Here is a 13175-nt window from a genome sequence, read left to right on the forward strand (position 1 = left end):
GGTCCCGTAAATGCGTTTGACGAACTTTTTCGGCGATGTAGGTCGCGAAATGAAAAAAGTAAGTTGGCCTAAGAAAGACGAATTACTCCGTTCAACAACTACTGTTATTGCAACAGTTGTATTCTTTGCGATTTTCTTCGCAGTGGTTGATATGGGTATTTCTTCTTTAATTCGGTTAATTCTTGAATAAGAAGTACTTATCCATGATATAATGTTATTTATACGAACTGTGTAAAAGCCCGGTGAACGGGTTTTTTCATTTGCACAAAAAAATGTACGTCAGGGAGGGAAGGACGCTCGTCCTAAATGAATGGAAAAAAGTTGGTATGTTGTCCATACTTATTCTGGATATGAAAATAAAGTAAAAGCAAACCTAGAGAAACGTGTAGAATCAATGGGAATGCAAGATAAAATTTTCCGTGTTGTTGTCCCAGAAGAAGTAGAAGTAGAAATGAAAAACGGAAAAGAAAAATTAACAAAAAGAAAAGTATTCCCAGGTTATGTGTTAGTTGAACTAATTATGACTGACGATTCTTGGTATGTTGTCCGTAATACACCAGGCGTGACAGGTTTTGTTGGATCTTCTGGATCAGGTTCAAAACCATCTCCTCTATTAGAAGAGGAAGTTGTTACCATTATGAAGCATATGGGAATGGACAATGAAGTTGTTGATTTTGACTTTGAACTTCATGAAACAGTGCGTGTAAATGAAGGTCCGTTCGCAAACTATACAGGTGCAATCGAAGAAATTGATATGGAAAAACAAAAAGTACGAGTGCTTGTAGATATGTTTGGTCGTGAAACACCGGTCGAGCTGGACTTCCATCAAATTGAAAAATTATAAAATGAAACTTGAAATGAATTGTAAAAAGTGATAATATCTTTTAAGTCAGTACGTCTTCGGTAACGGAGACGTTTTTTGAAAAAGATTTTATCGTTATAGATAAAATATGAAGTGGGAGGACAAATCATTGTCCAATTGACCACATCACGGACTTAAGGAGGTGTGTCTCGTGGCTAAAAAGGTAATTAAAATGGTAAAACTTCAAATTCCTGCAGGTAAAGCTAACCCAGCTCCACCAGTTGGTCCAGCATTAGGACAAGCGGGTGTTAACATCATGGGCTTCTGTAAAGAGTTCAACGCTCGTACAGCAGATCAAGCTGGTCTTATCATTCCTGTTGAAATTACGGTATTCGAAGACCGTTCATTCACTTTCATTACTAAAACTCCTCCTGCTGCTGTTCTTCTTAAGAAAGTAGCTGGTATCGAGTCTGGTTCTGGTGAACCAAATCGTAATAAAGTGGCAACTGTTAAGCGTGATAAAGTACGCGAAATCGCTGAAACTAAAATGCCTGACCTTAACGCTGCTAGCGTAGAAGCTGCAATGCGTATGGTTGAAGGTACTGCACGCAGTATGGGCATCGTTATCGAAGACTAATTCGATTTGTTTTTTGTAAAGAAGGTTGCGGGTCTGGAATTCCAATTCGCAACCTTTATTATCGTAAATGAGTATCGTTTTTAAATAAATGGATGGGCGCGCATCCTCGGGGTTTTCCCGGAATGAAGGCGTAAACGTGGGAGGTTATTCCGCTAAAACCACATTCAAGGAGGAAATAAACATGGCTAAAAGAGGTAAAAAGTACGTAGAAGCTGCGAAGCTTGTTGATCGTGCAACTGCTTACTCTGCAACAGAAGCAGTAGAATTAGTAAAGAAAACAAACACAGCTAAATTTGATGCAACTGTAGAAGCTGCATTCCGTTTAGGTGTTGATCCTAAGAAAGCTGACCAACAAATTCGTGGTGCAGTTGTTCTTCCACACGGTACTGGTAAAGTACAACGTGTATTAGTATTCGCTAAAGGTGAAAAAGCAAAAGAAGCTGAAGCTGCTGGTGCTGACTTCGTAGGCGATACTGATTACATCGGTAAAATCCAACAAGGTTGGTTCGATTTCGATGTAGTAGTAGCAACTCCAGACATGATGGGTGAAGTTGGTAAACTTGGTCGCGTATTAGGACCTAAAGGTTTAATGCCAAACCCTAAAACTGGAACAGTTACTTTCGATGTAACAAAAGCTGTTAACGAAATCAAAGCTGGTAAAGTTGAATACCGCGTTGATAAAGCTGGTAACATCCATGTTCCAATCGGTAAAGTATCTTTCGAAGATGCAAAATTAGTAGAAAACTTCAAAACAATTGCTGACACGCTATTAAAAGCTAAACCAGCTGCTGCAAAAGGTACTTACATGAAGAACGCAACTGTTGCTTCTACAATGGGACCTGGCGTACGTGTAGACGTTTCTACAATCGCGTAAAAATTGGAAGTTGACTTCATAAAGAAGTTTTAATATAATCATTTATGTTGTGAATTTAAATAGTGTACCGTAGACAGTAGGTGCCAATTTGGCTTAATTTCCTACCTAGGTGTTAATATACGAAACGGAATTTTTTTTCTGTGACTATATGCCTCCATGTCTACAACTGGGCATGGAGGTTTTTTAGTGCACTTTCGGTACATCTTCTATATAATCTACAGGAGGTGTAATAACATGAGCAAAGCAATCGAAACTAAACAACAAGTTGTGACTGAAATCGCTGAAAAACTTCGCGAAAGTAAATCTACAATCGTTGTTGACTACCGTGGTTTAACAGTATCTGAAGCAACAGAATTACGTAAAAACTTACGTGAAGCTGGCGTTGAGTTCAAAGTTTACAAAAACTCTTTAACTCGTCGTGCTGCAGAATCTGTTGAAATGGCTGAGTTAAACGAATTCTTAACAGGACCAAACGCAATCGCGTTCAGTAACGAGGATGTAGTTGCTCCTGCGAAAGTATTAAATGACTTCGCTAAAGATCATGAAGCTTTAGAAATTAAAGCGGGCGTAATCGAAGGTAAACTTGTAACACTTGATGAAGTTAAAGCTATCGCTACTCTTCCATCTCGTGAAGGCTTACTTTCTATGCTTCTTAGCGTTCTTCAAGCTCCAATCCGTAACCTGGCACTTGCTACTAAAGCAGTTGCAGATCAAAAGGAAGAGCAAGGCGCTTAATTTTTTAAAAGATAATTACGTGTTATCGATAAAACAATACAAACCTATTTAAGGGAGGATATTTACAATGACTAAAGAACAAATCATTGAAGCAGTTAAATCTATGACTGTATTAGAACTTAACGACTTAGTAAAAGCTATCGAGGAAGAATTCGGCGTAACTGCTGCTGCTCCTGTAGCTGTTGCTGGTGGCGCTGGAGAAGCTGCTGCTGAGAAAACTGAATTTGATGTGGAACTAACTAGCGCTGGTGCACAAAAAATCAAAGTTATCAAAGTTGTTCGTGAAATCACTGGTCTTGGCTTAAAAGAAGCTAAAGAATTAGTTGACAACACTCCAAAAGTAATCAAAGAAGCTGCTGCTAAAGAAGAAGCTGAAGAAATCAAAGCTAAACTTGAAGAAGTTGGCGCTGCTGTAGAAGTTAAGTAATTAACTTTTGATGCTTTAAAAAAAGCTCGCTCTCATGCGAGCTTTTTTTTTAACTGTAAAGAAAAGAGGTGGCCATATGGCAGACCATTATTTTTCTAACGACCCTTCGAGCAAAAGTGATCGTAAACGGTGGGAATATACATTGAGAGGATCGCGGTTTGTTTTTTTATCTGACCATGGGGTGTTTTCGAAAAACGAGGTGGACTTTGGTTCTCGTCTTTTAATTGAAGCGTTTCAAATGCCGGATATCAAAGGCGATGTATTAGATGTCGGATGTGGATACGGTCCAATCGGCTTATCATTGGCGAAAGAGTTTCAGGAGCGTAGTGTTCACATGGTGGATGTGAATGAAAGGGCACTTGGGCTTGCGGAAGAAAATGCGGTTAATAACAAAGTTGAAAACGTTCGTATTTTTCAAAGTAGCGTCTATGAAAATGTAGATGGCAAGTATGCTGCTATTCTATCTAATCCGCCGATTCGTGCTGGTAAGCATATCGTACATGAGATTTTAGAAGAAGCTGCCCATCATCTAGTACCGGGTGGAGAACTTTGGATTGTTATTCAAAAGAAACAAGGTGCACCATCTGCACTTAAAAAACTAGAGGAAACATTTTCTGAAGTCGAAGTTGTAGAAAAGAAAAAAGGATATTATATCATAAAATCAAAAAAACGTTGACGGTTTTTTTTTGCTATGTTACCATTATAAAATGCCAATATATGATTTTCTGCGTTGAGAAAGATGTATATTTTTGCTTCTCTTGGAAAAGATAGTAAAATCAGCAGATTATGAAACAGAATGATGGTTTTCTTATAGAAGCCATTTTTCTTTTTTGAACAGGTAGAAAGACTCAACGTATCTATCTTTGAGAGAAAAAGCTACGCTACTAGCGTTAGCTGTATTTATTTGTGATTTTGCACAATTTTTTTGTGCATTTATAATACTCATGATTTGAGGGGTGAAGCAGTTGACAGGTCAACTAGTTCAATACGGACGCCACCGCCAACGAAGAAGTTATGCCCGTATTAGTGAAGTATTAGAGTTACCAAATCTTATCGAAATTCAAACCTCTTCTTATCAGTGGTTTCTTGATGAGGGTTTGCGAGAAATGTTCCAAGACATTTCTCCGATTGAAGACTTTACGGGAAATCTATCGCTTGAATTTATCGACTACAGTTTAGGTGAACCGAAATACTCTGTAGAAGAATGCAAAGAGCGTGATGTGACGTACGCAGCACCACTTCGTGTGAAAGTTCGTCTAATCAACAAAGAAACTGGTGAAGTAAAAGAACAAGATGTGTTCATGGGAGATTTCCCACTCATGACAGAGACTGGAACATTCGTAATTAACGGTGCAGAACGTGTTATCGTTTCCCAGTTAGTTCGCTCTCCAAGCGTATACTATAGTGGCAAAGTGGATAAAAACGGAAAGCGTGGTTTTACTGCTACTGTAATTCCAAACCGCGGAGCTTGGTTAGAGTATGAAACAGATGCTAAGGATGTTGTATATGTGCGTATCGACCGTACGCGTAAACTTCCTGTAACTGTTTTGTTACGCGCATTAGGGTTTGGCTCTGATCAAGAAATCACCGAGCTTTTAGGTGATAACGAATACTTAAGCAATACGCTAGAAAAAGACAACACAGACAGCACGGAAAAAGCATTGCTTGAAATTTATGAGCGTCTACGTCCAGGTGAACCACCAACAGTAGAAAATGCAAAAAGCTTGCTTGTTTCGCGTTTCTTTGATCCAAAGCGCTATGATTTAGCAAATGTAGGTCGCTATAAGATCAACAAAAAGCTACACATTAAAAACAGATTGTTTAACCAACGCTTAGCTGAAACATTAGTAGATCCAGAAACTGGAGAGATTTTAGCGGCAGAAGGAACAGTCTTAGATCGCCGTACACTAGATCGCATTTTACCTTACTTAGAGAAAAACATTGGATTCAAAACAGCGAAACCAATGGGTGGAGTGGTAGAAGGCGATGTTGAGCTGCAATCTATTAAGATTTATGCTCCAGAGTCAGACGGTGAACGTTCTATCAATGTAATTGGGAATGCAAACATCACTCGTGACATAAAACACATCACACCAGGTGATATTCTTGCTTCTATTAGTTACTTCTTTAACCTGCTATACAAAGTAGGGGATACAGATGATATTGACCATTTAGGAAATCGTCGTCTGCGTTCTGTAGGGGAACTATTACAAAACCAATTCCGTATCGGTCTTTCTCGTATGGAACGTGTTGTTCGTGAGAGAATGTCGATCCAAGATACAAATGCAATTACACCGCAGGCGTTAATTAACATTCGTCCGGTTATTGCATCTATTAAAGAGTTCTTCGGAAGTTCTCAGTTATCTCAGTTCATGGATCAAACGAATCCATTAGCAGAGTTAACACATAAACGAAGACTATCTGCATTAGGACCCGGTGGTTTAACACGTGAGCGTGCAGGCTTTGAAGTACGTGACGTTCACTATTCTCACTATGGTCGTATGTGTCCGATTGAAACGCCAGAGGGACCAAACATCGGTTTGATTAACTCGTTATCTTCCTTCGCGAAAGTAAATGAGTTTGGTTTCATTGAAACACCATACCGTCGTGTTGATCCAGAAACTGGTCGTGTAACGGGCCATGTTGATTACTTAACAGCAGATGAAGAAGATAATTATGTTGTAGCCCAAGCGAACATGAAGTTATCTGAAGAAGGAGAATTCCTTGATGAAGATATCGTAGCTCGTTTCCGTGGTGAAAACATTGTCACAAATAAAGAACGTATCGACTACATGGATGTATCTCCAAAACAAGTAGTGTCCGCAGCGACAGCTTGTATTCCGTTCTTAGAAAACGATGACTCCAACCGTGCACTTATGGGTGCGAACATGCAACGTCAGGCGGTTCCGTTAATGAATCCGGAATCTCCGATTGTAGGTACAGGTATGGAGTACGTATCAGCAAAAGACTCAGGTGCTGCAGTAATTTGTAAACACCCTGGTGTTGTTGAACGCGTAGAAGCACGTGAAGTTTGGGTACGTCGCTATGTAGAAGTTGACGGTCAAAAAGTAAAAGGCGATTTAGATCGTTACAAAATGTTGAAATTCATTCGTTCTAACCAAGGAACATGTTACAACCAACGTCCAATCGTAAGTGTTGGCGATCAAGTTGTAAAAGGTGAAATCCTTGCGGATGGTCCTTCTATGGAAAAAGGTGAACTAGCACTTGGACGTAACGTGCTTGTTGGCTTTATGACATGGGACGGTTATAACTACGAGGATGCGATCATTATGAGTGAGCGCCTTGTAAAAGATGATGTGTACACTTCTATCCATATTGAAGAATATGAATCAGAAGCTCGTGATACGAAGCTTGGACCAGAAGAAATCACACGTGATATTCCGAACGTTGGGGAAGATGCACTTCGCAACCTTGACGAGCGAGGTATTATTCGTGTCGGTGCTGAAGTAAAAGACGGGGATCTACTTGTTGGTAAAGTAACGCCAAAAGGTGTAACAGAATTAACAGCAGAAGAACGTTTATTACATGCAATCTTCGGTGAGAAAGCGCGTGAAGTACGTGATACATCACTACGTGTACCACATGGTGGTGGCGGTATTATCTTAGACGTAAAAGTATTTAACCGTGAAGATGGCGATGAGTTGCCACCAGGTGTAAATCAACTTGTACGTGCATATATCGTTCAAAAACGTAAAATTTCTGAAGGTGACAAGATGGCCGGTCGTCACGGTAACAAAGGTGTTATCTCCCGTATTTTACCGGAAGAAGATATGCCGTACTTACCAGATGGCACACCAATCGATATCATGTTGAACCCATTAGGGGTACCATCTCGTATGAATATCGGTCAGGTATTAGAGCTTCACCTTGGTATGGCAGCAAGATACCTTGGCATCCATGTTGCAACACCAGTATTCGATGGTGCTCGTGAGGAAGATGTATGGGGTACAATTGAGGAAGCTGGTATGGCGAATGACGCGAAGACGATTCTATATGATGGACGTTCTGGTGAACCATTCGACAACCGTGTATCAGTTGGTGTCATGTACATGATTAAACTTGCGCACATGGTTGACGATAAACTTCATGCTCGTTCTACTGGACCATACTCACTTGTAACGCAACAACCTCTTGGAGGTAAAGCACAGTTCGGTGGACAACGTTTCGGTGAGATGGAGGTTTGGGCACTTGAAGCTTACGGTGCTGCTTATACTCTTCAAGAAATCTTAACAGTGAAGTCTGACGATGTTGTCGGCCGCGTTAAGACATACGAAGCAATTGTTAAAGGCGAAAATGTTCCAGAACCAGGCGTTCCAGAATCATTCAAAGTATTGATTAAAGAACTGCAAAGTTTAGGTATGGACGTTAAAATGATGTCTAGCGACGATACAGAAATTGAAATGCGTGATACGGAAGATGATGAACAGCAATCCGCAGACAAATTAAATATCGAAGTTGAGGCAACTAAGGAATAATTGGGATAACCTGTAGACTAAAAGGGAGGTAGGCCCCTTGATAGATGTAAATAACTTTGAATATATGAAGATTGGACTTGCTTCACCTGACAAGATTCGCTCTTGGTCATATGGTGAAGTTAAGAAACCAGAAACAATTAACTATCGTACGTTGAAGCCTGAAAAAGACGGCTTGTTCTGTGAGCGTATTTTCGGACCACAAAAGGACTGGGAATGTCATTGCGGAAAATATAAACGTGTACGTTATAAAGGTGTAGTTTGTGATCGATGTGGTGTTGAAGTAACGCGTGCGAAAGTACGTCGTGAACGTATGGGTCATATCGAATTAGCTGCTCCTGTATCTCATATTTGGTATTTCAAAGGTATCCCGAGCCGCATGGGACTTGTCTTAGACATGTCCCCTCGCGCGCTTGAAGAAGTAATTTATTTCGCTTCTTATGTTGTAACAGAAAGTGGCGATACACCACTTGATAAGAAGCAATTGCTTTCTGAAAAAGAATACCGTGCATATCGTGATCGATATGGCAGCACATTCCAAGCTGCTATGGGCGCAGAAGCGATTAAGAAGCTATTACAAGACATCGATTTAGATAAAGAAGTAGACTTCTTAAAAGAAGAATTAAAAACAGCACAAGGACAACGTCGTACTCGTGCTATTAAACGTCTAGAAGTATTAGAAGCATTCCGTAACTCTGGAAATGAGCCATCTTGGATGATCTTAGATGTTCTTCCAGTTATCCCACCAGAACTACGCCCAATGGTACAGTTAGATGGTGGACGTTTTGCAACTTCTGACTTAAACGACCTATACCGTCGTGTAATTAATCGTAACAACCGTTTAAAACGTCTATTGGACTTAGGTGCACCAAGCATTATCGTTCAAAACGAAAAACGTATGTTACAAGAAGCTGTAGATGCGTTAATCGATAACGGCCGCCGTGGTCGTCCAGTTACTGGACCAGGTAACCGTCCGTTAAAATCACTATCTCACATGCTGAAAGGTAAACAAGGACGTTTCCGTCAAAACTTATTAGGTAAACGTGTTGACTACTCTGGTCGTTCTGTAATCGTTGTAGGACCGAACTTAAAGATGTACCAATGTGGATTACCAAAAGAAATGGCGCTTGAACTGTTCAAACCTTTCGTTATGAAAGAGTTAGTGGAAAAAGGGTTAGCACACAACATTAAGAGTGCGAAACGTAAAATCGAGCGTGTACAACCTGAAGTTTGGGATGTTTTAGAATCTGTGATTAAAGAGCATCCAGTACTTCTAAACCGTGCTCCAACACTTCACCGTCTTGGTATCCAAGCGTTCGAACCTACATTAGTAGAAGGACGTGCAATCCGTCTTCATCCACTTGTATGTACTGCATACAACGCGGACTTTGACGGTGACCAAATGGCGGTTCACGTTCCGTTATCATCAGAAGCACAAGCTGAAGCGCGTCTTCTTATGTTAGCGGCACAAAACATCTTGAACCCGAAAGACGGAAAACCAGTTGTTACACCATCTCAGGATATGGTATTAGGTAACTACTACCTAACACTTGAGCGTGAGGGTGCAATTGGTGAAGGTATGGTGTTCAAAGATACAAATGAAGCATTGCTTGCGTACCAAAATGGATATGTACATCTTCATACTCGTGTCGCAGTTGCTGCAAGCTCAGTGAATAACAATGAAACATTTACTGAAGAGCAAAAGAGCAAGCTTCTATTAACAACAGTTGGTAAATTAATATTTAACGAAATCTTACCGAAGTCGTTCCCTTATATTAACGAGCCAACAAATTCAAACCTTGAAAAAGAAACACCAGCGAAGTATTTCGTTGAAAAAGGTGCGAACATTAAAGAGATTATTGCTAGTCGCGAAGAAGTGGCACCATTTAGCAAGAAAATCCTTGGTAACATCATTGCGGAAGTGTTTAAACGTTTCCAAATTACAGAAACGTCTCGCATGCTTGACCGTATGAAAAACTTAGGATTTAAACATTCTACAAAAGCTGGTATTACAGTTGGGGTAGCAGATATTCTTGTATTAGGTGAAAAAGATGAAATTCTCCACGAAGCACAAGCAAAAGTAGATAAAGTAATTAAACAATTCCGTCGCGGTTTAATCACGGAAGAAGAACGTTACGATCGCGTTATCTCTATTTGGAGTAATGCGAAAGATGTTATCCAAGGAAAACTGATGAAATCCTTGAATAAGCGCAACCCAATCTTTATGATGAGTGACTCTGGTGCCCGTGGTAACGCATCGAACTTCACTCAGCTTGCTGGTATGCGTGGTTTGATGGCCAACCCATCTGGTCGTATCATCGAACTTCCAATCAAATCAAGTTTCCGTGAAGGTTTAACAGTACTTGAGTACTTCATCTCTACGCATGGTGCGCGTAAAGGTCTTGCCGATACAGCACTTAAGACTGCCGATTCTGGTTATTTAACACGTCGTCTTGTAGACGTTGCACAAGATGTAATCGTCCGTGAAGATGATTGTGGAACAGATCGTGGTTTACTAATTGGTGCGATTAAAGAGGGTAATGAAGTTATCGAGTCATTATATGATCGTCTTGTTGGACGTTTTGCAAGAAAAACTGTAAAACATCCTGAAACAGGTGAAGTATTAGTTCGTGAAAATGAATTAATTACTGAAGATATCGCTCACATCGTTGAAAACTCAGGTGTGGAAACAGTAAACATCCGTTCAGCGTTTACATGTAACACTCGCCATGGTGTATGTAAGAAATGTTACGGTCGTAACTTAGCAACTGGAACAGACGTAGAAGTAGGGGAAGCGGTAGGTATTATCGCGGCTCAATCTATCGGTGAGCCAGGTACACAGTTAACGATGCGTACATTCCATACAGGTGGGGTTGCCGGAGATGATATCACACAAGGTTTACCTCGTATCCAAGAGATCTTCGAAGCTCGTAATCCGAAAGGTCAGGCAGTTATCAGTGAGATCGACGGTGTTATCGCGGCGATCAACGATGTTAAAGATCGTCAAGAGGTTGTTGTACAGGGTGAGGTTGAAGCTCGCACGTATGCAATTCCTTACGGTGCTCGTCTGAAAGTAGCTCCAGGACAACAAATTAGCCACGGAAAAGAGTTAACAGAAGGTTCTATTGATCCGAAAGAATTACTAAAAGTAACAGACATTACATCAGTTCAAGAATACTTACTACGTGAAGTTCAAAAAGTATACCGTATGCAAGGGGTAGAAATTGGTGACAAGCACGTAGAGGTAATGGTACGTCAAATGCTTCGCAAAGTTCGTGTAAGCGATGCGGGTGAAACAGACGTATTACCAGGAACATTACTGGATATCCATCAGTTTACTGATGCGAATGCGAAGGTGTTACTATCTGGTAAACAACCAGCAACAGCAAGACCAGTACTTCTTGGTATTACAAAAGCTTCACTTGAAACAGATTCATTCTTATCTGCAGCGTCGTTCCAAGAAACAACTCGCGTTCTAACAGATGCAGCAATTAAAGGCAAGCGCGATGAACTTCTAGGATTGAAAGAGAATGTTATTATCGGTAAACTTGTTCCTGCTGGAACTGGTATGAATCGTTATCGTAAAGTCGATCTTGTTAAAACAACACAAGACGACATGAATGTAGAAAACGATGAAGTTTACGTGGAACAGTAAAATTTTCCGTCGTAAATTTTGTATAAAAACAGATAATCCTAGTTGACATTGTATGAGTCAAAATGTTACTATAAGCAAGGTTGCTCCTGAACGATGCTTTGGAGGATATGTATATGTCTTATCAAAAAGTATCAAATGCTGAAAATGTAGTCGTTGGTCATAAACGGACATTGGAAGCAATCAAAAATGGTACAGTTAAAGAAGTTGTCATTGCAGAAGATGCTGATATGCGGTTAACCCATATTATTGCTCGCACTGCGTTACAACATAACGTGCCCATAACCAAAGTTGAATCAGTTCGTAAGCTTGGAAAAGCTTCGGGGATTCAAGTAGGAGCTTCAGCAATAGGAATAATAAGTTAAAACTGTTTTTGTGAGGAGAGAGCATTTGCTCTCCCTTGCAAAAACTTTGTTTTCAACTAATAATGAACCACCTGGATATGTGGTCATACAAACATGCGAAGGGAGGATAAATCAAATGCCTACTATTAACCAATTAGTGAGAAATGGTCGTACTGATAAAGTATGGAAATCTAAATCACCTGCGTTAAACAAAGGTTTCAACTCTTTAAAGAAAAAATCAACTGATATCTCTGCACCTCAAAAACGTGGTGTATGTACTCGTGTTGGTACAATGACTCCAAAGAAACCGAACTCAGCGTTACGTAAATACGCTCGTGTACGTTTAACAAACGGTATCGAGGTTACTGCTTACATCCCAGGTATCGGTCATAATCTACAAGAGCATAGCGTAGTATTAATTCGCGGTGGTCGTGTAAAGGATTTACCGGGGGTACGTTACCACATCGTTCGTGGTGCGCTTGACACAGCTGGTGTTGACAAACGTATGCAAGGACGTTCTAAATATGGTACTAAGAGACCAAAACCTGCTAAAAAATAATAAACTTAAAATGAAAGGAGGAACTCAATATGCCTCGTAAAGGACCTGTTGCGAAACGTGACGTGTTACCAGATCCAATGTACAATTCTAAACTTGTAACACGCCTAATCAACAAAATGATGGTTGACGGTAAAAAAGGTAAATCTCAAACAATTCTTTATAACGCGTTCGATATCGTTCGTGAACGTGCTGGTAAAGAACCAATGGAAGTATTCGAGCAAGCTCTTAAGAACATCATGCCTGTTCTTGAAGTACGCGCTCGTCGTGTTGGTGGTGCTAACTACCAAGTTCCAGTTGAGGTTCGTCCAGAACGCCGTACAACTTTAGGTCTTCGCTGGTTAGTAAACTATGCTCGTCTTCGTGGTGAAAAAACTATGGAAGAGCGTTTAGCTTACGAAATCTTAGATGCAGCTAACAATGCTGGTGCATCTGTTAAGAAACGTGAAGACACTCATAAAATGGCAGAAGCTAACAAAGCATTTGCTCATTACCGTTGGTAGGATTCAACGTAAAATAAATTGTAAGCATAAACCGCTTTATTTGTCGCTTATGGAAGTGTGGAGAGGGAGAATGCCTCTCCCTTTCAATGGGCGCTCGTTTTACATAATGAGGGTACTGAACATACTGACATATGTAACAAAATAAAGTGGCT

12 protein-coding genes and 1 other annotated feature are annotated in these 13175 nt (G+C 40.3%); all 12 genes read left to right on the top strand.

Annotated elements, in window-relative coordinates; all coding sequences use genetic code 11:
- The first annotated feature begins 10 nt into the window (after window positions 1–10).
- The 12 genes from secE (at window position 11) to rpsG (ending at window position 13023) form a co-directional block, all read left to right on the top strand.
- On the top strand, window positions 11–190 hold the full coding sequence (gene secE, locus V7183_RS03080) for a preprotein translocase subunit SecE (RefSeq protein WP_097898943.1): 180 nt from the start codon (window positions 11–13) through the stop codon (window positions 188–190).
- A gap of 120 nt (window positions 191–310) precedes the next feature.
- Window positions 311–844 carry a transcription termination/antitermination protein NusG gene (gene nusG, locus V7183_RS03085; RefSeq protein ID WP_000415795.1) on the top strand — a complete coding sequence of 178 codons (534 nt, stop codon included), beginning with the start codon at window positions 311–313 and terminating at the stop codon, window positions 842–844.
- Between the two features lie 169 nt (window positions 845–1013).
- The gene (rplK, locus tag V7183_RS03090) at window positions 1014–1439 is read left to right on the top strand and encodes a 50S ribosomal protein L11 (RefSeq protein WP_001085872.1); all 426 of its coding nucleotides are present in this window, start codon (window positions 1014–1016) and stop codon (window positions 1437–1439) included.
- Window positions 1440–1620: 181 nt separating this feature from the next.
- A complete protein-coding gene (gene rplA, locus V7183_RS03095; protein ID WP_003205496.1) occupies window positions 1621–2313 on the top strand; it encodes a 50S ribosomal protein L1 in 693 nt (230 codons plus the stop codon).
- Window positions 2314–2362: 49 nt separating this feature from the next.
- Window positions 2363–2507, top strand: a sequence feature (ribosomal protein L10 leader region).
- A gap of 40 nt (window positions 2508–2547) precedes the next feature.
- Window positions 2548–3048, top strand: a complete 501-nt coding sequence (gene rplJ, locus V7183_RS03100) for a 50S ribosomal protein L10 (protein WP_097898942.1) — start codon at window positions 2548–2550, stop codon at window positions 3046–3048.
- 67 nt (window positions 3049–3115) lie between these two features.
- Window positions 3116–3475, top strand: a complete 360-nt coding sequence (rplL, locus tag V7183_RS03105) for a 50S ribosomal protein L7/L12 (RefSeq protein ID WP_000159736.1) — start codon at window positions 3116–3118, stop codon at window positions 3473–3475.
- A 76-nt stretch (window positions 3476–3551) separates the two neighbouring features.
- Window positions 3552–4151, top strand: coding sequence for a class I SAM-dependent methyltransferase (locus V7183_RS03110; RefSeq protein WP_335358659.1), 600 nt, complete (start codon window positions 3552–3554; stop codon window positions 4149–4151).
- A 289-nt stretch (window positions 4152–4440) separates the two neighbouring features.
- Window positions 4441–7971, top strand: coding sequence for a DNA-directed RNA polymerase subunit beta (gene rpoB, locus V7183_RS03115; RefSeq protein WP_097898940.1), 3531 nt, complete (start codon window positions 4441–4443; stop codon window positions 7969–7971).
- A 37-nt stretch (window positions 7972–8008) separates the two neighbouring features.
- Entirely contained in the window at window positions 8009–11623 is a 3615-nt protein-coding gene (rpoC, locus tag V7183_RS03120) for a DNA-directed RNA polymerase subunit beta' (RefSeq protein WP_097898939.1), read from the top strand.
- A gap of 113 nt (window positions 11624–11736) precedes the next feature.
- Window positions 11737–11985: a ribosomal L7Ae/L30e/S12e/Gadd45 family protein gene (locus tag V7183_RS03125; protein ID WP_097898938.1), complete on the top strand. Its 249-nt coding sequence runs from the start codon at window positions 11737–11739 to the stop codon at window positions 11983–11985.
- Window positions 11986–12100: 115 nt separating this feature from the next.
- Window positions 12101–12523, top strand: coding sequence for a 30S ribosomal protein S12 (gene rpsL, locus V7183_RS03130; protein ID WP_001142341.1), 423 nt, complete (start codon window positions 12101–12103; stop codon window positions 12521–12523).
- 29 nt (window positions 12524–12552) lie between these two features.
- Window positions 12553–13023 (top strand): 30S ribosomal protein S7, encoded by a 471-nt coding sequence (gene rpsG / locus V7183_RS03135; RefSeq protein WP_003194344.1) that lies wholly within the window; start codon window positions 12553–12555, stop codon window positions 13021–13023.
- The last annotated feature ends 152 nt before the right edge of the window (window positions 13024–13175 follow it).

The sequence above is a fragment of the Bacillus sp. JJ1127 genome (genome assembly GCF_036965845.1).
Taxonomy (GTDB): Bacteria; Bacillota; Bacilli; order Bacillales; family Bacillaceae_G; genus Bacillus_A.

What these genes read in the sequence shown, in the direction of transcription:
- rpsG (WP_003194344.1), top strand. Translation starts at nt 12,553, where the DNA reads ATGCCTCGTAAAGGACCTGTTGCGAAACGTGACGTGTTACCAGATCCA.
- nusG (WP_000415795.1), top strand. Translation starts at nt 311, where the DNA reads ATGGAAAAAAGTTGGTATGTTGTCCATACTTATTCTGGATATGAAAAT.
- secE (WP_097898943.1), top strand. Translation starts at nt 11, where the DNA reads ATGCGTTTGACGAACTTTTTCGGCGATGTAGGTCGCGAAATGAAAAAA.
- rplL (WP_000159736.1), top strand. Translation starts at nt 3,116, where the DNA reads ATGACTAAAGAACAAATCATTGAAGCAGTTAAATCTATGACTGTATTA.
- rplA (WP_003205496.1), top strand. Translation starts at nt 1,621, where the DNA reads ATGGCTAAAAGAGGTAAAAAGTACGTAGAAGCTGCGAAGCTTGTTGAT.
- V7183_RS03110 (WP_335358659.1), top strand. Translation starts at nt 3,552, where the DNA reads ATGGCAGACCATTATTTTTCTAACGACCCTTCGAGCAAAAGTGATCGT.
- rplJ (WP_097898942.1), top strand. Translation starts at nt 2,548, where the DNA reads ATGAGCAAAGCAATCGAAACTAAACAACAAGTTGTGACTGAAATCGCT.
- V7183_RS03125 (WP_097898938.1), top strand. Translation starts at nt 11,737, where the DNA reads ATGTCTTATCAAAAAGTATCAAATGCTGAAAATGTAGTCGTTGGTCAT.
- rpsL (WP_001142341.1), top strand. Translation starts at nt 12,101, where the DNA reads ATGCCTACTATTAACCAATTAGTGAGAAATGGTCGTACTGATAAAGTA.